This is a genomic window from Ruegeria sp. CF1 (genome assembly GCF_056537445.1).
The window spans coordinates 47,341-69,692 of record NZ_JBQFRN010000010.1; the positions used below are offsets into that span (position 1 = coordinate 47,341).

The 22,352-nt window shown below is 57.3% G+C and carries 27 protein-coding genes; 14 read left to right on the forward strand and 13 right to left on the reverse strand.

Annotation, left to right across the window (positions count from 1 at the left end; genetic code table 11):
* Nucleotides 1–58: 58 nt before the first annotated feature.
* The gene (locus tag ACRZ96_RS16205; protein ID WP_170394711.1) at nt 59–559 is read right to left on the reverse strand and encodes a helix-turn-helix transcriptional regulator; all 501 of its coding nucleotides are present in this window, start codon (nt 557–559) and stop codon (nt 59–61) included.
* Between the two features lie 36 nt (nt 560–595).
* Nucleotides 596–1,147 (reverse strand): hypothetical protein, encoded by a 552-nt coding sequence (locus tag ACRZ96_RS16210; RefSeq protein ID WP_480814841.1) that lies wholly within the window; start codon nt 1,145–1,147, stop codon nt 596–598.
* 250 nt (nt 1,148–1,397) lie between these two features.
* On the opposite strand from ACRZ96_RS16210, the gene ACRZ96_RS16215 reads away from it, so the two are divergent.
* Together ACRZ96_RS16215 and ACRZ96_RS16220 are read left to right on the forward strand one after the other, a co-directional pair.
* Nucleotides 1,398–2,027 (forward strand): TIGR02466 family protein, encoded by a 630-nt coding sequence (locus tag ACRZ96_RS16215; RefSeq protein WP_480814842.1) that lies wholly within the window; start codon nt 1,398–1,400, stop codon nt 2,025–2,027.
* Nucleotides 2,028–2,341: 314 nt separating this feature from the next.
* Nucleotides 2,342–3,337 carry a Hint domain-containing protein gene (locus ACRZ96_RS16220; protein WP_480771848.1) on the forward strand — a complete coding sequence of 332 codons (996 nt, stop codon included), beginning with the start codon at nt 2,342–2,344 and terminating at the stop codon, nt 3,335–3,337.
* Nucleotides 3,338–3,375: 38 nt separating this feature from the next.
* Here ACRZ96_RS16220 and ACRZ96_RS16225 read toward each other — a convergent pair whose 3' ends face one another.
* The gene (locus ACRZ96_RS16225; RefSeq protein ID WP_170408508.1) at nt 3,376–4,026 is read right to left on the reverse strand and encodes a peroxiredoxin; all 651 of its coding nucleotides are present in this window, start codon (nt 4,024–4,026) and stop codon (nt 3,376–3,378) included.
* Nucleotides 4,027–4,244: 218 nt separating this feature from the next.
* Here ACRZ96_RS16225 and ACRZ96_RS16230 point away from each other — a divergent pair, with 218 nt between their 5' ends.
* Nucleotides 4,245–5,684, forward strand: a complete 1,440-nt coding sequence (locus ACRZ96_RS16230; protein WP_170394725.1) for an aldehyde dehydrogenase family protein — start codon at nt 4,245–4,247, stop codon at nt 5,682–5,684.
* Between the two features lie 55 nt (nt 5,685–5,739).
* Here ACRZ96_RS16230 and ACRZ96_RS16235 read toward each other — a convergent pair whose 3' ends face one another.
* The gene (locus ACRZ96_RS16235) at nt 5,740–6,174 is read right to left on the reverse strand and encodes a glyoxalase superfamily protein (RefSeq protein ID WP_170408510.1); all 435 of its coding nucleotides are present in this window, start codon (nt 6,172–6,174) and stop codon (nt 5,740–5,742) included.
* 175 nt (nt 6,175–6,349) lie between these two features.
* The gene (locus ACRZ96_RS16240) at nt 6,350–7,201 is read right to left on the reverse strand and encodes a bifunctional helix-turn-helix domain-containing protein/methylated-DNA--[protein]-cysteine S-methyltransferase (RefSeq protein ID WP_170394731.1); all 852 of its coding nucleotides are present in this window, start codon (nt 7,199–7,201) and stop codon (nt 6,350–6,352) included.
* 120 nt (nt 7,202–7,321) lie between these two features.
* Here ACRZ96_RS16240 and ACRZ96_RS16245 point away from each other — a divergent pair, with 120 nt between their 5' ends.
* The 5 genes from ACRZ96_RS16245 to ACRZ96_RS16265 all read left to right on the forward strand — a co-directional run bounded on the left by ACRZ96_RS16245 (nt 7,322) and on the right by ACRZ96_RS16265 (nt 11,562).
* A complete protein-coding gene (locus ACRZ96_RS16245) occupies nt 7,322–7,771 on the forward strand; it encodes a MarR family winged helix-turn-helix transcriptional regulator (RefSeq protein ID WP_170636552.1) in 450 nt (149 codons plus the stop codon).
* Nucleotide 7,772: 1 nt separating this feature from the next.
* Nucleotides 7,773–8,414 (forward strand): cysteine hydrolase family protein, encoded by a 642-nt coding sequence (locus ACRZ96_RS16250; protein WP_480706477.1) that lies wholly within the window; start codon nt 7,773–7,775, stop codon nt 8,412–8,414.
* A 96-nt stretch (nt 8,415–8,510) separates the two neighbouring features.
* Nucleotides 8,511–9,155, forward strand: coding sequence for an endonuclease III (gene nth / locus ACRZ96_RS16255; RefSeq protein WP_170598366.1), 645 nt, complete (start codon nt 8,511–8,513; stop codon nt 9,153–9,155).
* Nucleotides 9,152–10,141, forward strand: a complete 990-nt coding sequence (locus ACRZ96_RS16260) for an adenosine kinase (protein ID WP_170466608.1) — start codon at nt 9,152–9,154, stop codon at nt 10,139–10,141. The genes nth and ACRZ96_RS16260 overlap by 4 nt, the downstream gene beginning before the upstream one ends.
* 83 nt (nt 10,142–10,224) lie before the next feature.
* Nucleotides 10,225–11,562: a serine hydrolase domain-containing protein gene (locus ACRZ96_RS16265; protein WP_480706479.1), complete on the forward strand. Its 1,338-nt coding sequence runs from the start codon at nt 10,225–10,227 to the stop codon at nt 11,560–11,562.
* A gap of 6 nt (nt 11,563–11,568) precedes the next feature.
* Here ACRZ96_RS16265 and ACRZ96_RS16270 read toward each other — a convergent pair whose 3' ends face one another.
* Entirely contained in the window at nt 11,569–12,054 is a 486-nt protein-coding gene (locus ACRZ96_RS16270; protein WP_170426121.1) for an RNA pyrophosphohydrolase, read from the reverse strand.
* 137 nt (nt 12,055–12,191) lie between these two features.
* Here ACRZ96_RS16270 and ACRZ96_RS16275 point away from each other — a divergent pair, with 137 nt between their 5' ends.
* From ACRZ96_RS16275 to ACRZ96_RS16285, 3 genes are all read left to right on the forward strand, one after another.
* Complete coding sequence (locus ACRZ96_RS16275) at nt 12,192–14,219, forward strand: FAD-dependent oxidoreductase (RefSeq protein WP_480706481.1); 2,028 nt, start codon at nt 12,192–12,194, stop codon at nt 14,217–14,219.
* A 96-nt stretch (nt 14,220–14,315) separates the two neighbouring features.
* Nucleotides 14,316–14,567, forward strand: coding sequence for a hypothetical protein (locus ACRZ96_RS16280; RefSeq protein ID WP_480706483.1), 252 nt, complete (start codon nt 14,316–14,318; stop codon nt 14,565–14,567).
* The gene (locus tag ACRZ96_RS16285) at nt 14,564–14,953 is read left to right on the forward strand and encodes a hypothetical protein (RefSeq protein ID WP_480706485.1); all 390 of its coding nucleotides are present in this window, start codon (nt 14,564–14,566) and stop codon (nt 14,951–14,953) included. The genes ACRZ96_RS16280 and ACRZ96_RS16285 overlap by 4 nt, the downstream gene beginning before the upstream one ends.
* A gap of 26 nt (nt 14,954–14,979) precedes the next feature.
* Here ACRZ96_RS16285 and ACRZ96_RS16290 read toward each other — a convergent pair whose 3' ends face one another.
* Nucleotides 14,980–15,420 (reverse strand): DUF4399 domain-containing protein, encoded by a 441-nt coding sequence (locus ACRZ96_RS16290; protein ID WP_170819197.1) that lies wholly within the window; start codon nt 15,418–15,420, stop codon nt 14,980–14,982.
* Between the two features lie 228 nt (nt 15,421–15,648).
* Between ACRZ96_RS16290 and ACRZ96_RS16295 the strand changes: the two genes are divergently transcribed.
* The gene (locus ACRZ96_RS16295; protein ID WP_170394766.1) at nt 15,649–16,554 is read left to right on the forward strand and encodes a LysR family transcriptional regulator; all 906 of its coding nucleotides are present in this window, start codon (nt 15,649–15,651) and stop codon (nt 16,552–16,554) included.
* Nucleotides 16,555–16,621: 67 nt separating this feature from the next.
* Here ACRZ96_RS16295 and ACRZ96_RS16300 read toward each other — a convergent pair whose 3' ends face one another.
* The 5 genes from ACRZ96_RS16300 to ACRZ96_RS16320 form a co-directional block, all read right to left on the reverse strand.
* Nucleotides 16,622–17,437: a DUF2189 domain-containing protein gene (locus ACRZ96_RS16300; RefSeq protein WP_170514036.1), complete on the reverse strand. Its 816-nt coding sequence runs from the start codon at nt 17,435–17,437 to the stop codon at nt 16,622–16,624.
* Nucleotides 17,438–17,585: 148 nt separating this feature from the next.
* Nucleotides 17,586–18,485, reverse strand: coding sequence for an OmpA family protein (locus ACRZ96_RS16305; protein ID WP_480706487.1), 900 nt, complete (start codon nt 18,483–18,485; stop codon nt 17,586–17,588).
* A complete protein-coding gene (locus ACRZ96_RS16310; RefSeq protein ID WP_480814843.1) occupies nt 18,482–19,054 on the reverse strand; it encodes a peroxidase-related enzyme in 573 nt (190 codons plus the stop codon). Before ACRZ96_RS16310 ends, ACRZ96_RS16305 begins: the two co-directional genes overlap by 4 nt.
* A 10-nt stretch (nt 19,055–19,064) precedes the next feature.
* Nucleotides 19,065–19,775, reverse strand: a complete 711-nt coding sequence (locus tag ACRZ96_RS16315) for a GNAT family N-acetyltransferase (protein ID WP_170598347.1) — start codon at nt 19,773–19,775, stop codon at nt 19,065–19,067.
* Nucleotides 19,772–20,494: a molybdopterin-binding protein gene (locus ACRZ96_RS16320; RefSeq protein WP_170515093.1), complete on the reverse strand. Its 723-nt coding sequence runs from the start codon at nt 20,492–20,494 to the stop codon at nt 19,772–19,774. Before ACRZ96_RS16320 ends, ACRZ96_RS16315 begins: the two co-directional genes overlap by 4 nt.
* Nucleotides 20,495–20,545: 51 nt before the next feature.
* Here ACRZ96_RS16320 and sfsA point away from each other — a divergent pair, with 51 nt between their 5' ends.
* Nucleotides 20,546–21,247, forward strand: coding sequence for a DNA/RNA nuclease SfsA (sfsA, locus tag ACRZ96_RS16325; RefSeq protein WP_170426107.1), 702 nt, complete (start codon nt 20,546–20,548; stop codon nt 21,245–21,247).
* Nucleotides 21,248–21,356: 109 nt separating this feature from the next.
* Nucleotides 21,357–22,169 (forward strand): type I methionyl aminopeptidase, encoded by an 813-nt coding sequence (map, locus tag ACRZ96_RS16330; protein ID WP_170394785.1) that lies wholly within the window; start codon nt 21,357–21,359, stop codon nt 22,167–22,169.
* Here the strand turns inward: map and ACRZ96_RS16335 are convergent.
* Nucleotides 22,157–22,336: a hypothetical protein gene (locus ACRZ96_RS16335; RefSeq protein WP_170394788.1), complete on the reverse strand. Its 180-nt coding sequence runs from the start codon at nt 22,334–22,336 to the stop codon at nt 22,157–22,159. The genes map and ACRZ96_RS16335 overlap by 13 nt on opposite strands.
* Nucleotides 22,337–22,352: the final 16 nt, after the last annotated feature.

Below are 22,352 nucleotides of genomic sequence, written 5' to 3' on the forward strand. Positions count from 1 at the left end.
TTTCTACTCATTGCCGATAAAAGAATGAATTTACGACGATATCCGATCGTTTCTTGGTTTATTTCTTTTCTTCGATCAAAAGCTCTTCTATGAGCGCGCCTAACAGTTGCGTCCTCGATTTGACCTTAGCTTTTTTGTAGATTGAATTGTTCTGGGACTTGATTGTTCCCTCGCTGGTCTCGCGCAGTTTAGCTATTTCTGCGAGGGACAGGCCCTTTACGGTGAGCAGTGCAACATCTCGTTCCGCAGCACTAAGGCCCCAACGGTCGAACTGTAGTTCCAGCATCCGAAAAAACTCGCCTTGAGCCTTTCGCAGGTTCTGTTTGACTTCTTGGTGACGTCGCAAAAACAGCCTGTGGCTTTGCCAAATCAAAAGCCCCCCAAGAATAAACCCAAATAGGGTGATGAGAGCCGTGATTTCATGGACCACCCAACTCGCGGAAAAAATGTAGTACCCTGTTATTTCGCCAATCAATTCGATCACAAACGTCAAAGCAGAGATCGCATATACAGCGATCCCCGCTTTGAACATGGCTTCTTTTTTAAACCATTTGTTCAAACCCCAATCTCGCTTGGGCTCAAGTTGGAAGCTGAATTAATCATCGTCGCCTTCGTCATCCCCTTCGCCATCGTCACCTTCACCGTCGCGCTCGCCATCGTCGCCTTCGCTATCGCGTTCGCCGTCATCGCCTTCGCTATCGCGTTCGCCATCGTCGCCTTCGCTATCGCGCTCGCCATCGTCACCTTCGCTGTCGCGCTCACCATCGTCGCCTTCGCTGTCGCGTTCACCATCGTCGCCTTCGCTATCGTTTTCCCCATCGCCTTCGTCATCGTCACCTTCGTCGTCATCTTCGTCGTCATCTTCGTCATCAAAATCTTCGTCGTCATCTTCCTCATCGTCGAACTCATCGTCTCGCTCTGAACGATCCCGAACGATGGTTCCGTCTTTCCCCAGCACCACTTCTCTCTCGATTCCAGGTCCAGTCGCTTCAAAGCGAAGATTCCCAAACAGCGTGTTGGTTATTTCGATTCGTTGGAAACCTTGTTCTGTGAGTTCGTCGATGATGTCTTGCTTGGTGGTTTGCGAAAGCGCCGTGGTGGCCATCAGAACGAAAGTTGATGTCAGACCGATAGTTTTCTTGTTCATGTTCCCATCCTCAAAGGAATTGCCAATTGAACTAAAACATCGGCGCTTTGCGATGGGAATATAACTTAGGTTGGTTAGGCCAGACTTGAACCAAAGAACTATATCCTCAACGGTACTGGGTAATGCGCGCAATGTGCGGGAACGTGGATTTGGAGAGCGCCGAAAAATTTTTCAGGAGCAAATTCCTGAATTTGATCTCGGACCGATCTGAATTTACAGCCATGTAGTTTTTGAAGGTGACACCGAGGATATGTCCGAAGCCAAGAAATTCGAAAAGCTCTTCTCTACTCCAATGATGCGATTTGTGGTGCCTAACAGTGCAGCGCTTAATGCGGCGATTCTGTTTGAGGCCGAAAAGATGCGTGAGGAAGACGAGGGTGCCTCAAAATCCAATCGCGGCGGATGGCACTCAAACGGAAACCTCTTTGATCGCGATACGCCCGCTATTCAGAATTTGCGAGACGCGGCCGAAGATGCGGTGTTTCAAATAACGCGAAAGGTCTCAGACAAGGTTGAACCGGATAAACTTCGCCTGAAATTGTTCGGGTGGATAAACGACAATCCTTCCGGCGGGTACAATGCGCCGCATACTCATCCCGGCGCGCATTGGTCTGGAGTGTACTATGTTTCTCAACCCGAGATCGAAGAAGGTTCGTCTGGAATGATTGAGTTTCTCGACCCCCGAAACGAGTTGCCTCACTGGCGCATACTTCAGGCGAGTGCGTTTCGGAACAAAAAGAAGCTGCGCCCGGCAGCAGGCGAAATGATCCTTTTTCCATCCTATCTGACCCATTGGGTCCACCCAAACCAAAGTAAAGAAAGCCGCGTCACGGTTGCCTTCAACGCAACCTTTCGACGTCCAAAATCGGATCCCACTTAATCGCCTCGAGATACGCAGCCTCTGTGGTATCGAACATCATGGCATGTTTCGCCTGGTCAACGCAGTCAGCGCGGCTTTCAGTTTCCATCAGAAGCTACAATCCTTTGGCAGCGAGACCGCGTTCAACTGACGTATCGGATCCCAACCACCGCCTCGGCAGGCGTGCCCACAGTCGATCCAACATAGCCAATCTGCCTTTTTCGATCAGTGCCGCTTTCGAGCCCTGCACGTCACGGTAAACGATATGTTAACACTTCTAAGTTGAGTTAGCTCAAAGTTAGGGAAATCCAAATCATCTGGGAAGTCGCCGCGCTTTGGCCTCTATCACCATCTTTGAGATCGACGGAGATCCGTTTGGCAACCCCAGTGTGACGGTGACCCAGGGGTTTCAGGTCACCATTACTGATGATAATAATTTTCTCGAAAATCCGGACAACAACGGCAGCCAACAGTTCGATACCCTCCCAATCCCCGGGCTGAGCAACTCCGGCAGCTTTCAGATATTTGAAGGCTACAGCGCGACGGTCGGAGGTGCACCGGTCACCTTCACACTGCTGCAATTCTCGGGTACGCAATACATCGTTGTGACCTCGGGAAACGTTGCTGTTAACGATGTACTGACAGGCAACTCACTGGCCCAGAGTACTGCACCTGCGGTCGAATATGATAACCTTCCCAGCTTTGTCTGCTTTACTTCGGGGTCACATATTCTGACACCGTCGGGCCAGCGTCTGATCGAAGAAGTCAAAGCAGGCGATCATGTGATCACCGCAGATGGCACCGGTCGGGCCGTGCGCTGGGTGGGTCAGCGACGGCTGAGTGAGGCGGATCTGAGACAGACCCCTAAGCATTGCCCGATCCGGATCAGTGCGGGCAGTCTTGGGCCGCAGACACCATCGCGAGATCTGCTGCTGTCACCTCAGCATCGGGTTGTCGTGTCCTCACCTTCGTTGGAACTGCATCATAGTCACCCGATGATGTTGGCGACGGCCAAGTCTCTGCTCAACGGCAAGTCTATCACGCAAGTACCGCCAACCGGGGGCGTCGAGTACATTCACATTCTATTCGACCAGCATGAGCTGGTGAATGTCGAAGGATTGTGGTCGGAATCGTTTTATCCCGGCGGATACACGTTGGACGCGATGAGCAGTGCGGTGAAGGAGGAACTATTCGAGCTGTTCCCCGAGCTTCATTCCGACGCAGGCGGCTATGGTGATACGGTGCTGCCGGTTCTGAAACCGTACGAAGTGCAGATGCTGCGCCCGGAGCTGTGTGCCCCTTGTGGAGCTACTGCAGCGTTTGCGCACTAAACGAGGGCGGGGGCTTGTGCCCCCCGCCCATTATCCAATCACGATGGCGCTTTGGTTTTGCGCAGATAGGGGAAAATCGTTTCGAACTCGCCGAACTTCTCTTTTGCCTCATCGTTGGAGACCGCAGGTGGAATGATCACATCCTCACCCGGCACCCAATTTGCGGGGGTTGCCACGCCCTTGGCGCTCATCTGCAGGCCATCCAGCGCACGCAGAATCTCGGCAAAGTTGCGGCCCACGGTCATCGGGTAGGTCATGGACAGTTTCAACTGCTTATCGGGTCCGATGATAAAGACAGAGCGTACAGTTGCGCTGTCGGCAGGCGTGCGGCCGTCGGGCAGATAGGCCTCGGCCGGCAGCATGTCGAAGGCTTTGGAAACAGCCAGACCGTCATCGGCGATGATCGGGAAGCCGGGGTTGGCGTTGCCATAGGCCTCGATATCTTTTTTCCACTTTTTATGATCTTCGACACCATCGACCGACACGCCGATCACTTTGGTGTTCCGCGCCGCCCATTCATCGTTCAGCTGCGCAACTGCCGAAAACTCGGTCGTGCAAACAGGAGTGAAGTCCTTGGGGTGTGAGAACAGGATGGCCCAGCTATCGCCAATCCAGTCATGAAACTGGACGGTGCCCTGATCTGTCTCTGCGGTGAAATTCGGGACCGTATCATTGATGCGCAAACCCATTGGGAAACTCCTTTCCTGTGAAAAATCGCGAGTCGATTGCTGCCAACCTAATCACTTTGCGCAGAGGTTAAACCATTCATGTTGCGCTGTCAGAAGATTCAGTAGGTAGATAATTTGATCAAATTATGTTTTACCCTTGCCCGACACCCGGGTGGGTGACAGAGTGCGAATGAAAACCGACCGTTCGGTCGATTGATTCCTGATCCGGAGGATGAGCCATGATCGAAAAACGCGATTTCTATATCAACGGCAAATGGGTCGCCCCATCAGAGCCGAATGATTTCGAAGTGATCGACCCGTCGACCGAAGAACCATGCGCGGTGATCTCGCTAGGGTCAGAGGCTGACACTAACGCAGCGGTCGCCGCGGCCAAAGCTGCTCTGCCTGGTTGGATGGCAACCCCGGTGGACGAGCGCATCGCTTTGGTCGAGAAACTGGTCGATATTTACGCCACCCGCTCTGAGGATCTGGCCCAGGCGATGTCGATGGAGATGGGTGCACCGATCGAAATGGCGCGCAGCCAGCAATCGGGCGCGGGGATCTATCACCTGAAAAACTTCATCCGTGCCGCCAAGGCGTTCCAATTCGAACGTCCGTTGGGCGATCATGCGCCGAATGACCGGATCATATATGAAGCGGTGGGTGTGGCAGCCCTGATCACCCCATGGAATTGGCCGATGAATCAGGTCACGCTCAAGGTCGGCGCGGCGGCGATTGCGGGCTGCACGATGGTGCTGAAACCGTCCGAGCAAAGCCCGCTGAACGCGATGATCTTTGCTGAGATGATGGATGAGGCTGGCTTCCCGGCTGGTGTTTTCAACCTGGTGAATGGCGATGGCGTGGGCGTGGGCTCTCAGCTCTCGGGGCACGCAGATGTTGATATGGTCAGCTTCACCGGTTCGACCCGCGCGGGCACTGCGATTTCCAAGAATGCGGCGGATACACTGAAGAAAGTGCATCTGGAACTGGGCGGCAAAGGGGCCAATGTGGTCTTCGCCGATGCCGACGAAAAGGCGGTAAAACGCGGCGTCCTGCACATGATGAACAACACCGGTCAAAGCTGTAACGCGCCCAGCCGGATGCTGGTGCAGCGTCCGATCTATGATCAGGCGGTTGAGACAGCCGCCGAAGTGGCAAACAAGGTCACCGTCGGCAGTGCCGCCGAGGAAGGCCGACATATCGGACCGGTGGTGAACGAAGTGCAGTGGACCAAAATTCAGGACCTGATCCAGAAAGGAATTGATGAGGGCGCGCGTCTGGTTGCAGGCGGCACGGGTCGGCCAGAGGGGCTGAACAAGGGCTATTATGTGCGCCCAACGGTTTTTGCCGATGCCAATAACCAGATGACGATCGCGCGCGAGGAGATCTTTGGCCCGGTTCTGACCATGATCCCCTTCGACACCGAAGAAGAAGCCATCGAGATTGCCAATGACACACCTTACGGGCTGACCAATTATGTTCAGACCCAAGACGGTGCACGCGCCAACCGAATGGCTCGCGTCTTGCGGTCGGGCATGGTTGAGATGAACGGCCAGTCGCGCAGCGCTGGGTCCCCGTTTGGTGGGATGAAACAGTCCGGCAATGGCCGCGAAGGCGGGGTTTGGGGACTGGAGGACTTCCTTGAGGTCAAGGCCGTTGGCGGTTGGGCCGCCGAATAGTCAATCTTGGTGCTATCAAAATGTGAGGCACCCCAAGGGTGCCTCGCTTTGTTTCTTAGGCAGGTCGGACGATAAGCTGCGGCTCTCCGTCCGACGTGTGGCGGGTGGATCGACCATCCCAGCCAATCTCACCTGTCACCCGCTGGCGAAGGGACGAAAAACTGTCGAACCGGACCACATCTACGGGCACGTCGAACTGAAGGGTCACCCGGCGATGTCCGCCATCCCCAATCATGGTCAGACCGCGGATTTCGGCGGTGAAGGGCTGACCCAGATATCGACCCTCAACTCGGTCACCGACGCGCAACTGCACTCGATTTCCTGCCATCGCGTGCAACGTGTTCCAATCCCGCGCACCGAGTTGATGCGCCAACAGTTCCAGCGCCTCGCTATGCGATAGCTTCACTCCGGCGTCCTGCAGGCGTTTGCGCAGGCGTTTTGCCTGCTCTTTCAGCTCCGCAACCGGAGCGATGTTCTGAGTATGTGTCATGGTGTGCCTCGTTTCCTGAAACGGGCGCGAAATCTGGACGGGGTTCGCATTGCCATCCGCGCGCCTGGAAAGGGCAACAGATGTGATTCAATCGGGTTTCACCAAAGCCTAAGGCCGCGAACGGCAGGGGACCCGAACCTGCCGTGCATATGGCAACGACGCGCCAGAATGTCAATCAGGCGTCGGCCTGCGCCGCCTCATAGGCCAGCATGGCGCGCTTGACGGGCAGCCCCCAGTGGTAGCCGCCTAAGCCGCCCGATTTGCGCAAGGCACGGTGGCAGGGGATCAGCCAACTGACCGGGTTGCGCCCAACTGCGGTGCCCACGGCGCGCACCGCTTGGGGTGAGCCGACCCGCTGCGCGATCTCGGAATAGGTGGTGACCTGGCCCGAAGGGATGTGCATCAGCGCTTCCCATACCTTGATCTGCAGTGGTGAGCCGATCAGGTAGAGCGGGGTCGGCTCCAACCGGTCGCTGGCCGCACCGAAGGCGCTGAGCACCCAAGGCCGCAGGCGCATGGGGTCCTCGACAAAATCAGCATTGGGCCAACGAGAGATCATGTCTTCCATCGCCGCCTCCTCGCCTGTCTCGGCCCCAAAGGCGATTCCACAGATTCCCTTGTCAGTTCCCATAACCAGCGCAGGGCCAAAGGGGCACTCGAACCAGCCCCAGTAGATCGTGAGACCTGCGCCTTTGCGGGCATATTCACCGGGGCTCATGGATTCCCATTTCAGGAACAGGTCATGAAGCCGCCCACTGCCGGACAGCCCCACATTATGAGCGGTTTCCAGCGTGGTGAAACGCTCGTGCAACAGAGCTTTGGCATGGCCAAGGGTCAGGTATTGCTGGTATCGCTTCGGAGAGACCCCGGTCCAGCGTGAGAACAGACGCTGAAAATGGGCAGGGCTCATATCCATCTGGCGAGCCAACTCATCAAGACTGAGACTCTCTCCGCCTTGATCGATCAATTCGATCGCGCGCCGCATGACGTTATAATGATATCCGCTTTCTGCTGTCTGGACGTTCATCGGTCACCTCATCAGTTACAGGAACAGTAACTTGCCCCTGTCGATCTTGCGACCCGGAACCTGCGCTTTATCTTGTCAACTGAGTTGACGAATCAAATCGATTTCTCCTACCATTCAGGTATGGGACACAGGTTGGATCAGCTTTATCAGGCAGTTCAGGCCACCCGGCCTTTGCTGCGGAACATCACGGCAGCGGTTGAGCAGGGCAGCCAGCGCAAAGGCGTGACCGTCGGGCAACGTGCCCTTTTGGAAGGTCTGTCGCTATCTCCCGGCGCGACAGCCCCGGTGCTATGCGCCGAGCTGCAGCTGAAACGACAATATGTCTCGCGCATCTTAAAAGAGCTGATGGGCGCACAGCTGATCGAAAGCCAGCCCAATCCCAAACGTGCAGGCACCTACTGCTACCGGCTGAGCCCTGCGGGCGAAGAGACGATCACGGCTATCAGGGCGGATGAGATGGCCAAGCTGACACGCTTTGCACAGGATTTTTCTGCGTCAGAGCTTGCCGCCTATCACAAGGTTCAGCTGGCCCTGACCCGCTATTTCGCAGAACTCGCCAAGGAGGCCTGACATGACCGTCCTTTGGATAATGGCGGCAAGCATCATGATCGCCGTGTTGTACATCCTCTTGCAAATCCGAAAGATTGGCACTCCGACAACCGGAGCCAAAATAGACCTGGCATCGCGGCCTGAAACGGCGCTGCTGGTGATCGATATGCAAACAGATTTTACCTCGATACCCACCTGGGATGACGCACAAATTGAAGGTGTCTTGTCGACGATCCGGTCAACGACGGACAGCGCCCGCCAGTCTGACTGGTCCGTGATTGCCATCCGTCATGAATTCAAGGGACGGCTGGCGAACTTGCTGAACGGGTGGTTCAATCAGGGGCGCGGCAACGCAGGTTCCGACGGAGTTGGGTTGGATCCGCGTCTTGCGCTGAATCCCGATGCCGAGTTTGTAAAATCCGTAGGTGACGCCTTTTCTTCGCCGGGCTTTGAACGGTTCCTGCAAGACAAACGGATCGGAACGCTGGTTCTGACAGGGTTGGACGGGTGTCATTGCGTGAATAAGACCGCGCAGGGCGCGCTTAATCGAGGATATCGGGTTCAGATCGATCCGGCGGCTGTACTGGCAGCTGATCCGAACCGGTGGCAGGGGATCAGGGATCAACTTGCAACGGCGGGGGTGGATTTCCGACTGCAGACGTGAGGCATAGGGATAAATCGACCAAGACCCGCGCCTAGGCAAAACCAAAACGCACCTTTTCAATTGCGACCGCTTGTCTGGCAGGGCATTAAGGCTCGGATGGCCAAACAACTTGGATACCACAAGATCCGCGAGATCTTTACGCGTTTTCACGACGCCGACCCTGAACCCAAGGGCGAGTTGGAGCATGTAAACGTCTATACTCTGGTCGTTGCCGTCGCACTGTCAGCGCAGGCGACCGATGCCGGCGTCAACAAGGCTACGCGCGCGCTATTCAAGATCGCCGACACGCCGCAGAAGATGCTGGATCTGGGCGAAGAAGGTCTGATCGAACATATCAAGACCATCGGCCTGTTCCGCCAGAAGGCCAAGAACGTAATCAAGCTGAGTCGCATTCTGGTCGAAGACTATGGCGGTGAGGTGCCCAACTCCCGCGCGGCGCTTCAATCGCTACCGGGTGTGGGGCGCAAGACAGCCAATGTTGTCCTGAACATGTGGTGGCGATATCCGGCGCAGGCGGTGGACACGCATATCTTCCGCGTCGGTAACCGCACCGGCATTTGTCCGGGCAAGAATGTGGACGCCGTCGAACGCGCCATCGAAGACAACATACCGACCGACTTTCAGCTGCATGCGCATCACTGGCTGATCCTGCATGGCCGCTATCACTGCAAGGCACGCAAACCGCAGTGCCCTACCTGTATCATCCGCGATCTCTGCGAATTTGAGGACAAGACTCTATGAAAACCTACCAACTGACCGGCATCGGAAACGCCGTTGTGGACGTGATTTCCCAAGCCGATGACAGTTTCCTTGAGCTGATGGGCATCGAAAAGGGCATCATGCAGCTGATCGAACAGGAACGCGGCGAGGTACTGTACGCCTCGATGGAAGGCCGGGTGCAGACTCCGGGTGGCTCGGTTGCCAATACCATTGCGGGTGCGGGTGCACTGGGTCTGGATTCGGCGTTTATCGGGCGGGTGCATGATGATGCGCTGGGCCGTTTCTATGCCGATGCGATGAACGAAGACGGGGTGGATTTTGTGAACCCGCCGGTGCCGGGGGGCGAGCTGCCAACCTCGCGTTCGATGATCTTTGTCTCACCGGATGGCGAGCGGTCGATGAACACCTATCTGGGTATTTCGTCCGAGCTGTCTTCTCGGGATGTCTCGGAAGACGTCGCGGGCAACAGCCAGATCATGTTCCTCGAGGGCTATCTGTTCGACAAGGAAAAGGGCAAAGCCGCGTTCCTTGAAGCCGCGCGCAACTGCCATAAGGGTGGCGGCAAGGCGGGCATCGCCATTTCTGACCCGTTCTGTGTAGAACGGCACCGGGTCGATTTCCTGCTGCTGATCGAGAATGAGCTGGATTTTGTAATCGGCAACGAGGCCGAGATCAAATCGCTGTTCGAAACCGACGATCTTGAGGAGGCGCTGGCGAAAACGGCCGAGATTTGCCCTCTGGTCGTTTGCACCCGGTCGGGCGACGGGGTGACTGTTCTGAACGGCAACGCGCGCATCGATGTACCGGTTGAAAAGGTCGTACCGGTGGACGCGACCGGCGCGGGCGATCAATTCGCCGCCGGATTCCTGTTCGGCATGGCGACGGGCCGCGATTACGAGACCTGCGCAAAAATTGGCAACGTCTGCGCACGCGAAGTCATCAGCCATATCGGCCCCCGGCCCGAGGCGAATATGCAGGAATTGCTGCGGGCTGAGGGATTGCTCTGATCCCGCGAAACGCAACGTAACGCTGGTGCGTCACATTTCGGGATGGCTACCCTTTTTTTGGATGTAAGGGGGGGAGCCAATTCATGTTGGGCAGAGCACTCAGGATCACCGCAGGAACATTGGCGTTGGGGCTTGTGGCCGGCGTTGGGTACCTGCTGATCTCTCCGCCCGACCTGTTGCGAGTCGGGACCAACTATTCGGCCAAGATCGTCTGTTCTAACGTGTTCATCGCCGGGCGGGATGCGCAAGAGGTTCTGGCGGTTGATGTGCAGGCGCCCGGGCATCCGTTGCTGAAACACGTCTCGGTCTCGGTTGACCCCGAGGCGCAATCAGTATCTGCAAAGCTACTCGGGATCTTCGCCCCTGCGACCAGCCAATATCGCGAGGGGCTGGGATGTGCGAATACGCATGAGGCCCAACCGGTCAACACCCAGCTAAACACTCTGCCCGCGCTGTCTGATGCACTTTGGCCGGAAGGCACCACAGTGGCCCCAACGCAGAACTCCAAATTGGCAATGGTTCTGTCGGACCCGACCATTCTGGGAGAGGGCTTCCGCGCCGTAGTTGTGGTGCATGATGGCCGGATCATTGGTGAGGCTTATGCGGATGGATTCGACGAAAATACCCCTCTTCTGGGCTGGTCAATGACCAAAACCATAACCTCTGGATTGATTGGAACGCTGATAAAATCCGGTCAGATGAAGTTGACGGATACACTGGTCGACTCATTTCCCGATTGGGCAGAGGACAACCGGCAACACATTACCGTCGAGGATATGTTGACCATGTCCAGCGGCCTGCGATGGAACGAAGGCTATGGTGACGTCTCGGACGTGACTCGGATGTTATATCTGAGCGACGACATGGCGGGGTTTGTCACTTCGCTTGAGGCCGAGGCTGAGCCAAATACTGAATTCAACTATTCGTCGGGCACATCCACCGTCTTGGCGCGGGTCTGGCAGGATCAGATCAAAGATGACAGCTTGTCCTATCCGCAGCGCGCACTCCTGCTGCCACTGGGCATGACCTCGGCCATACTTGAAACTGATGTTTCTGACACCTTTGTCGGCTCAAGCTATATGTACGCCACAGCGCGGGATTGGGCACGATATGGGCAATTCCTGCTGCAGGGCGGCACATGGGAAGGGCAGCAAATTCTGCCCGAAAGGTTCACTGACTGGATGTTCGAACCGGTTGCTGTCTCGGGCGGGGCATATGCCAAAGGTCACTTGTGGCGCGACGTGCCGGGTGGAGAACCCCCGTTCGAAGATGCAGTCTGGATGGCCGGACATGATGGGCAATCGGTCGGGATATTCCCTTCGCGTGATTTGGTGATCGTGCGATTGGGGCTTACACCGTCCGATACCGGTTATTCCCCGCTGCCGCTGGCCAAAGCGGTGATTACGGCGCTTGGTTCCTAACCCGAACTACCCGAGATGCGGCTGAAACGCAGAAAGCACCTGCTGGTAGACGTCCTTTTTGAACGGCACGATCTCATCGACCAGCCGCGTCGTGGTCTGCCATTTCCAGTGGGTGAACTCGGGGTGCTCGGTTGCGATATCGATCTGATCATCCCGGCCTAAGAACCGCATCAGGTACCACTTCTGCTCCTGTCCGCGATACCGGCCCTTCCAGATTTTCGGCACAATGTCATGCGGTAGGTCATAGGGCAGCCAGCCGTCGGTCTCGGCGATGATGTCGACCAGATCGCTGGTTACACCAGTTTCTTCCCAAAGCTCGCGCAGGGCCGCATCGCGCGGGTCTTCGCCCTTGTCCACGCCGCCCTGAGGCATCTGCCAGGCGTCCTTGTGGCGATCATTGCGCTGACCGACAAAGATCAGACCCTCGGCATTCATCAACATCAGTCCCACGCAGGGGCGATAGGGCAGTTTGGCGATTTCATCAGGGGTCATGCGCGGCCTCGTGATTAAGCTTTGCTGCGTCTCTAGCAAGCGCCGCAGTAAAGGCAAAGGGAATGACGTTAGGTTTCGCGTGACAAAGGTGACGCGAAGGTCAATCTGACGGTCAAAGTCGGGAGGGAGAGTTTGCCATGACTGCGTACCCAAACATGCTGGCCCCGCTGGATCTGGGCTTTACCACGTTGAAGAACCGCGTGCTGATGGGCTCGATGCATACCGGGCTGGAAGAGACTGGCGATTGGAATCGGGTTGCTGAATTCTACGCAGACCGGGCGCGCGGCGGTGTGGCGCTGATGGTGACCGGTGGGATTGGCCCAAACCTTGAAGGCTCGGTGCTGCCGGGGGCTTCGATGATGACCAACGATACAGAGGTGGCGAACCATTCCATCGTCACCCGACGCGTGCATGAGGCTGGCGGCAAGATCGCCATGCAAATCCTGCATGCGGGGCGGTACGCCTATGGGCCGAAATGCGTCGCCCCCAGCCCGGTGAAATCTCCAATTTCTCCGTTTCCGCCGCATGAGCTGGACGAAGAGGGCATCGAGAAGCAGATCGGCGATATCGTCAACGCGGCTGTTCTGGCCCAGAAGGCGGGCTATGACGGGGTCGAGATCATGGGCTCCGAGGGGTATTTCCTGAACCAGTTCCTCGTGACCCACACCAACAAGCGCGAGGATCGCTGGGGTGGGTCATACGAGAACAGGATGCGTCTGCCCATTGAGGTGGTGCGCCGCACGCGGGAAGCCGTGGGGAGCGATTTCATCATCATCTATCGCCTTTCGATGATTGATCTTGTGCCCAATGGGTCGACCCATGACGAAGTCGTTGAACTTGCGCAGCGGATTGAGCAGGCCGGGGCAACGATCATCAACACCGGTATCGGCTGGCACGAGGCGCGGATTCCAACGATTGCCACCAGCGTTCCCCGTGCTGCATTTGCGTGGGTTACCAAGAAGCTGATGGGTAAAGTCGGGATTCCAGTGATCACCTCGAACCGGATCAACACGCCTGAGGTTGCCGAAGAAGTTCTATCGACCGGTTGCGCCGATATGGTGTCTCTGGCGCGGCCCATGCTGGCCGACGCGGATTTCGTGAACAAGGCGATTGCGGATGAGGCCGCGAAGATCGCCCCGTGCATCGCATGCAATCAGGCCTGTCTGGACCACACTTTCAGCGGCAAGCTGACCTCATGCCTGGTGAATCCGCGCGCCTGTCATGAGACTGAATTGGTGATCGGCAAGGCCGAGACACGCAAGACAGTGGCCGTTGTCGGCGCTGGCCCTGCAGGTTTGTCCACCGCGATGACAGCTGCCCAGCGCGGCCATGATGTAACCCTGTTTGATCGCGCGGCCGAGATAGGCGGGCAGTTGAACATGGCCAAACAGGTGCCAGGGAAAGAAGAGTTCTGGGGACTGGTCGACTGGTACCGTACCATGATGGACGACCTAGGCGTGACGGTCGAACTGAACCGCGAGGTCAGCGCGGATGATCTGACCGGTTATGATGAGGTGGTCATCGCCACCGGTGTCACTCCACGTGATCCACAGATTCCCGGCCAGGATCGGGACAATGTGCTCAGCTACATCGACGTGCTGCGCGACAAGGCCGAGGTCGGCAGCACCGTCGCCGTGATCGGGGCCGGAGGCATCGGGTTCGATGTCTCCGAATTTCTGCTGGAAGACGGTCACAGCCCAACCACGGACCTTCCATTGTGGATGAAGGAGTGGGGCGTGACCGACCCCGCAGAACACCGCTCGGGCCTGGCCCCCGAGGGCCCGCAGCCCGAAGCACCAGCACGGCAGGTCACGCTGCTGCAGCGCAAGGCGCAGCGTCACGGCAAGGGGCTGGGAAAGACAACGGGCTGGATCCACCGCGCGACGCTAAAGATGAAGGACGTCAGTTTCGTTGGTGGTGTGAATTATGAGCGCATCGACGAGGACGGCCTGCATGTCAGCTTTGGTGAAACCCGCGATGATCCAACCGTGATCGCAGCCGAGTCGATCGTCCTATGTGCCGGGCAGGTCTCGGACCGATCGCTGGCGGATGAGCTGATCGAACGTGGAATGACCCCGCATGTGATTGGTGGAGCAGATGTGGCAGCTGAGCTGGACGCCAAACGTGCGATCAATCAGGGCACACGTCTGGCAGCAGCGTTCTGACGTTGTAATGCCAGTGCGCTGGAGAAAGCCGCCCCGGAAGAGGCGGCTTTTTTCGTTTTCCTTGACTCAGTTGTTATCAATATACATATGTACAACATGAGTCAGAAAATAGAACGCACCCAAACAGGAATTCGAATCGAGAAGCGGCTTCTGAAAGTTCTCAAAGGGCTGGCAGAATCGCTGGACATGACCCTTGGCGACCTGATTGAGGGCATCGCGCTGCACAGCCTTGAGAACAAGCCAGCCTTCTCTGAAGAGACACTGAAGAAGATCAAACAGCTCAAAAGTGTCTACGACTTCGATTGGACAGCCGAAGACAGCCACCGTTTCAAGGAGGATGAAGAATGAGCGCATCGCGATACGCCGACGTCACCATCGCATTTGAAGCACACGCAATCGACAACGCAACGTTCGGACACGCCGAACATGTGCAAGTCGCTTATGACCTGCTACACAAGTATGATTTCATCGATGCCGCAGCGATCTACGCTAAGGGAATTCGCACGTTAGCAGCGAACGCAGGCGCACCGGACAAGTTCAATCTGACAATCACCTACGCATTCATGAGCCTGATCGCAGAGCGGCTGGCCAACACGCAAGCTACTGACTTTAAGAGTTTCGCACAGGAAAATTCCGACCTGATGGCCAAGTCAGTACTCAACCAATGGTATTCTGCGGAACGTCTCAACATGCAGCTTGCCCGCGATATATTCCTGCTGCCTGCCGCCGCATAATCGTGTTTTGCGGCGAAGGTGAATTGTTACTCTACAGTGATCGTAATCACCTCGGACACAATGGGCGTCGCATGAGGGACGTGGCCTGCATCCCCAAGCACCAGCTGCAAAGTATGCTCACCCGCAGCAAGTTCCAAAGTCACCTCGGTCTGACCGCCACCGAAATGAATGTGATTGTCGTCTGCGGGCAGACCGTATGACAGTTCGTCCGCACCGTCTTCTCCCTGACCAAGTGGTGGGCGATCAATCAGGAGGTGATGGTGCCCTGTATTTTCCTTCTCGGTTCCTGCAGGGGCAACGCCCATACCGCTGAGGCCAAAGACTACGGTCACAGGTGATTGCACGGTGTCCCCGTCAGACAGGTTGACGAAATAGACCTTCGCATCTGGATTCGATGGTGTTTCCCCTCCGGCCCACGCAAGGCTGGCGGTCAGACACAGGGTAATGACAGCAAATAGGGCTTTCATAGTCTCCTCCGTGGTCACAAAAATGCCATTCTCATCATAGCACGATTGGAAAAAAGTCCAGAAAACGGGGTTTTGTATCGAAAGGCATGGTCCGCGGCATATAGGCCCGGGCGTTTCCTAGTTGCAAACGATCCGATTCAAAACCCTGATATTATCCCATGTCTGCCCAGTTCTTGCCCAGATTGATCGCGATAAAGAGACAACGAACGGAAGACCTGGGGAACGAGAATGGATCGACTAACTGAAATGGAGGCCTTTTCCAACGTGGTGGACCAGGGTGGTTTCACCGACGCGGCCAAGAAAATGGGCATCTCCAAATCAGCCGTGTCTAAACACGTCTCGAGCCTCGAGGCGCGGTTGGGGGCAAGGCTTTTGAACCGGACAACGCGCCGGGTTTCGCCAACCGAGATCGGGTTGGCCTATTATGATCGCGCCCGTCGCGTGCTGAACGACGCAGGCGAAGCGGATGCGCTGGTGACTTCGATGCAATCTGCGCCTTCTGGTCTGCTGCGGATCTCTGTGGCAACAGATTTTGGCGTCAATCACCTGTCGCCGGTCCTGTCGGACTTCCTATCGGCCTATCCGGACATCACCGTGAACATGGTTCTGAACAACCGCTATGTTGAGCTGATTTCCGAAGGCTTTGACGTGGCCGTGCGCATTGGCGAGCTGGAAGACAGCACGCTGCGCGCCCGTAAGCTGACCGAAACAGTGAAACGCATGGTCGCGTCGCCGAGATATATCGAGCAGTTCGGACGCCCGCAGAAGATCGACGATCTGAACGAACACAAACTGCTGCATTACTCCAGCCAATCCTCGGGCAGCGTGTGGAAGCTGACGGCGCCTTCGGGCGAGAAGCGTCAGGTCCGCACTGCTGGCTGGCTGAGCGTAAATGATGGGCAGTCGCTGCTGAACGCCGCGATCTCGGGGCTTGGGATCGCGCATCTGCCCAGCTATCTATATGCCGAAGCACTGAAATCGGGCGAGGTGGTAGACGCCATGCCATCGCTGCCGGATGAGGTTCAGGGCGTCTATGCGGTCTACCCGCCGGGCCGGTTCACCCAGCCCAAGGTGCGGGCTTTCATTGATTTTCTTGTCGAGTCCTTTGCCGAAAAGGGTCCGATGGATTGGTAGAATTCTCCCTGTGGCACCTAAACGGCCCGTGCTGAATAGCACGGGTCTTTTTTTGTCTAGCGATGCATCAGTTAGTCTCTGGTGATACGGCCCGCTGATACAGGTGCCACGTGGTGTGGCCCAGGATCGGCAGTGTGAAAATCAGCCCCAGAAACGCCGGAACCAGCGACAACAGCATGGTGACCGAGATGATCGCCGCCCAACTGAGCATTACCACCGGGCTTTCAGCGACCACGCGAATGGACGTGAGCATGGCGGAAACAAAGTTGGTTTCCCGATCCAGAAGCATGGGCATGGCCACCACAGTCACCGAGAACAGGACCGCCGACAAAAAAGCGCCGATACAGGTGCCGACCGCCAGAAAGGTCCAGCCTTGCGGTGTGAAGAAGATGGTGTTCATGAACCCTTCGAAATCCGAGAAGGACGCCTTTTGCAGGATGATCGCCAGCCAAAGGCGGATTTGGTAGGTCCATACCCAGAAAATGAACAGGGTGACAAAGGCCATCCAACCCATCTCGCGCTTGCGTTGATGGGCCATGACGCTGAGGATTTCGGACCAACCGAAGCTTTCTCCTTTCTGCATCCTACGGGACATTTCATAAAGCCCGGCGGCCGCAAATGGGGCAACCAGCGGAAAGCCTACGGCGGCAGGAATGATCATCCAGATCTTGCCAAGCCCGACCAGGCACCAAACGAACAGGATGCCGAAAACCGCGTAGAACAGGCCGAAAAAGCCGCTCATGACCGGGTGTGCGAGGAAGTCGGAAAACCCGGCCTTCAGCGATGCGGTAATATCCTCGGCCGTCAGCCTGTTAACCTCGGGCATGGATTGCTGTGGGACCGTGTTATCCGGCGGAGTGGTATCTTCGGTTTTGGATGCCATGACGCATTCCTCCCAAAGCATGGTGACTGGTGGGACTGCCTGCCAACAGGCCTGATGGCAAGACAGACGCACCGATTAGCTGCAAGTGTGCATCAGGCCGCGCCATCAGGGCAAGGGGGACACAGGGCGTCCGCGGTGCTCGCGCCTGTTAGTTGACCAGCAACACCGCCTCGACCCGGCGATTGAGATCGCGGCCCTCGGGCGTAGCGTTAGAGGTGATGGGCGCAAGATAGCCTACGCCCTGCGCCTCGATCCGGTCGGCGGCAACACCGTGCGCTTCGATCAGGCGCGCACGCACGGCTTCCGCCCGTTTGGTGCTGACCGCAATATTGGCCTGCAATGCGCCCGTATCATCCGTGTGCCCTACCAGCGCCAAACGGGTCGAAGGATTGTCGGCCAGATAGCCCGCAAGCAGCGCAAGCGAGGCAAACGGCCCTTCGCCCAGCGCGACTTCGCCGGTGCGAAAGTGCAGGTCATCAAGGATGACATGTCCGGTACTGCTGAGATCGTTTAGCAATCCGGCAGGGCCCTCAACGGTTTCCTCGATCACAAGTGGCTGCGCAGGCTGCGTACCTTGCGGGGTTACCCGGATCATCTGCACATAGCCATCCGGCGGGTTGCGACTGACTAGCAGGCTTAATACCTCCGCGCCCCGGATCGCGGACAGAAAGCGATAATCGTGTATCGCCACATACATGTCGGGGGTCGGCACCACCTCGGTGCCGAAGCGGAAATCGAACCCGCCACAGGAGCGCGCCTCGCATTCGAAGGCGATTTCGAAGCCCTGTTCCTGCAACTGATCCCGTAGCGGCGCGAGAATTTGCAGCGTTGTGCTGGATCCAGCCTGTAGTCGCCATGTCAGCCGCTCAACACGCCCTTCGACGGTGCGCGACGGAACCGAGCCATCGGCAAACTCACCGGTCGGCAAATCATAGCTGTCCAGCGCGCTGGTGCGGTCAGATATCTGCCGGGCGTTGGCAGGCAGCGTCAGTTCCTGCGCCTGCACAGGCACAGCCAGAAGGAGGCTAAGAAACAGGAAACGGATCATCGGAACTGGGCGTGATACTCGGGATTAGGGACCATCGCAGTGGCGCTGGCGACGCGATTGGTCATGTTGAAGAAACCGGTGACATTGGCAATGTCCCAGATGTCGCGATCCGAGAACCCGGCGTCGCGCAATTGCTGGCGATCGGGCTCTTCGATTGTGGTGCTGGCGGTGGTCATCTTGGCGGCGAAATCCAGCATTGCACGTTGGCGCGCGTCCAATTTGGCGACGCGGTAGTTCATGACCAGCATCTCACCCAGCTGCGGATCGCTCGAAAGCTGCCGCACCGCTGCGCCATGAGCCACGAGGCAGTAGAAGCATTTGTTGATCGAGGACACCACGACCGCAATCATCTCGCGTTCCAGCTTGGTCAGCCCGCTATCGGCCAGCATCAGATCATTATACATCGAAGCGAAGGCATTCAGCTTGTCGATATCGAAGGCATAGGCGCGCAGGACATTCGGCACCATTCCCAGTTTCTCAACACAGATATCAAAGTATTTCTGCGTCTCTGACGGTAGTGGGTCCACCATTGGCAGATCCAGGGCAGTGGGCATGTCCTGTTTGGTCAATTCGTCCTCCTCAGACGCGCTGGCGATAGTGGTATTCTCCGACGATCTTCATCCCAAGCGAGTGGTAGAGGCCATTGGCCCCCGCGTTCGCCTTGGTACAGATCACGCTAAGCGTCTGCGCGCCATTGTCCAGCGCCCAAAAGGCCGCGGCGCGCATGGCCCACTGGCCCAACCCCTTGCGGCGGTGATCCGGTAGGATTTCCAGCGCGTGAACCATCGCGATACCTTCATGGATCGCCACGAAGCCGGTTCCTGCGGGCTGATCGCTGTGGCGCAACAAAAGGCCGGTCTTTGGGCCCGGTGCCCGGTACATGATCGCAATCCGTTCGGGGCCGATACCGCCCTGCGCCCAGATCTCACGCATGATGGCCAGCGGTTCCCAGATGTTGAAAACAGTCACGCGCGGGATCGGGATATCGGTCAACTGCTGCGCCGGGCAGGAATAGATACTAACCGGATCAAGGATGTCGTAGCCGCGTTGCGCAAGCATTGCATCCAGCGCCTCATCTCCGGGCCGCAGGCAGAAGATGCGTTTTTGACCCATCGCCTGCATGGCGCTTTCGGCCGCATCGATATCGGCGCTGGTGACGTCCCCGGTGCGATTGGCGGCAGAAACGCGTGAACCTCCGCCCTGTCCTTGCCGCAGTCGAAATGGGCCTTGCGTTTGATAGCCGGCGGCAGGCCATGTGCCATCGACAACGGCGGCCCAATCGGGATTCAAAGCTCGATCTCTTTCGCAAGGCGGGTCATGGCGGCATCGATCCGTCCACCCTCGGTGCCGCGCACGACGACGTTGGCTCCGAAGACGCCATTCGTCTGAAACGGATAACAGCCGATCGAAAGATCGCCGAAGTCTTTGGCCAGTGCGGCCAAAGTTGCTGCAATATCGCCTTCACCCCGATCCACACGCAGCGTCTGCGACAAAAGCGGGCTACCTCCGATGAGCGAAGGCAGAACACTCGCAACCATGGCCTGAAAAACCAAAGGCACCCCGGCCATGACATGGACGTTGTTGATGGTAAAGCCGGGCGCGGTCGAGACCGGGTTGTCGATCAATTCGGCCCCTTCCGGAATACGCGCCATGCGCAGGCGAGCGTCGTTCAGTTCCAGCCCGGATTTCTCGTAATGCGCCTCAAGCAATGCACGCGCGTCGTCGCGAACATCGATATGCACGCCAAAGGCACGGGCGATGCAATCGGCAGTGATATCATCATGGGTCGGGCCGATGCCGCCGCTGGTGAACACATGGTCATGGGCATCGGACAGTGCCTTGACCGCCGCCTCAATCGCGGGCGCGTCATCGCTGACAATGCGCACCTCTTTCAGGTCAATGCCGTGTTTGGTCAGCTCTCCGGCAAGATAGTGCATATTGGCATCGCGGGTGCGGCCCGAGAGGATCTCATCCCCGATCACCAACATTGCAGCGGTTGGATTGGCCATGACGCGCCCTCCCTCTTGATCGACCGTTAGGGCAGGTATAGGCCCTTGGCCATGCGATTTGAAACCCCCCTTGTCCCCGCTCGACTGATCCGCCGCTACAAACGCTTTCTGGCAGACTGCAGGCTGGAAGACGGGCGCGAGGTGACAGCCCATTGCGCCAATCCGGGCTCAATGATGGGGCTCGCAGAACCGGGTGAGAAAATCTGGCTGGAGCCCAACGACGATCCGAAGAAAAAGCTGAAATACGGCTGGCGGCTGGTCGATCATGAGAACGGGCATTTCACAGGGGTCGACACATCAGTCCCCAACAAGGCGCTTCGGTTGGCGCTCGAGGCGCGTGAAATCCCCGAGCTGGCCGCCTATGAAACCGTGCGCCCCGAGGTCAAATACGGTGAAAACAGCCGTATCGATTTCCTGCTGACCGGGCCGGGCCTACCCGATGCTTATGTCGAGGTCAAAAGCGTCACCCTCTCACGCCAAGCGGGCCTCGCCGAGTTTCCCGACAGCGTCACCGCACGCGGCACCAAACATTTGGGCGAACTGGCAAAGATGGCCGTACAGGGCCACCGGGCGATCATGCTTTATTTGGTGCAAAGGACCGATTGCGATCGGTTTGCACTGGCCGATGATATTGACCCAGCCTATGCGGCGGCGTTTGAGGCGGCGATAGGGGTTGAACGCTTTGTCGTTGGAACTCGGATCACGCCCGAAGGCGTCTGGGTTGAGCCCGCTCGGCAATGGGGCGCGGGCTAGAAACTTCTTTGATAGACCCTATTTACTAGTTGAAAACCGAGCCCTCTGGTACTTTCTGCACAAGCAGCGTAAAAGAAGTGCTGCGTGAAATATTTGGAGTCCCGCACCGATGAAAGAACATCGTGGCCGTCTGACCAAAGACGGTATCCGCATCTATGAACAGAGTGACTTTGCCGGCATGCATGCGGCAGGGGCGCTGGCTGCGCGGATATTGGATGACATTGCTGAACATGTTTTTGTCGGCCAGACCACCGGTGCGATTGACGGGCTGATCACTCAGATGGTCGAGGATGCAGGTGCGGAATCGGCAACCATTGGCTACAAGGGTTATCAGCACGCCAGCTGCATCAGCGTGAACCACGTGGTGTGTCACGGCATTCCGGGTGACAAAAAGCTGAAGGATGGCGACATTCTGAATATCGACGTGACCGTCATCGTTGATGGCTGGTTCGGTGATACGTCGCGCATGTATGTGGCGGGTAAACTGCCGCGCAAGGCCGAACGGCTGATTCAGGTGACCCACGACGCACTGTTCAAAGGTATCGAGATGGTCAAGCCGGGCAATACCTTCGGCGATATCGGCCACGCCATTCAGGCCTATGTCGAGGCGCATCGGATGAGCGTTGTACGCGATTTCTGCGGCCACGGTCTGGGCCGGGTGTTCCACGCGCCACCAAATGTCCTGCACTATGGTCGTCCGGGTACCGGAGCTGTGTTGGAAGAGGGCATGTTCTTTACCATCGAGCCGATGGTCAATCTGGGGCGTCCTGAAACCAAGACACTGTCCGATGACTGGACTGCCGTGACCCGCGACAAATCGCTGTCGGCGCAGTTCGAGCATTCGGTCGGTGTGACCGCAGATGGGGTTGAGATTTTCACCTTGTCACCGGGCGGCAAATATCACCCGACCTATTCGTCCTGATCGGTCGCCTGATCGCGTAATAGCTTCAGCAGCAAGGTTTCATCCCGCCACGGGATGACCGCGTCGTGAATGAACACCGGCGCGCGCATCGGTTTGGGCGGAGGCCCAGTTGTGGTGTCGGCGTCTTTCGAAAAAGCCCAGAGCGGAGGTGTGATAGCGCGGTCCATGGACCAAGCATAACAC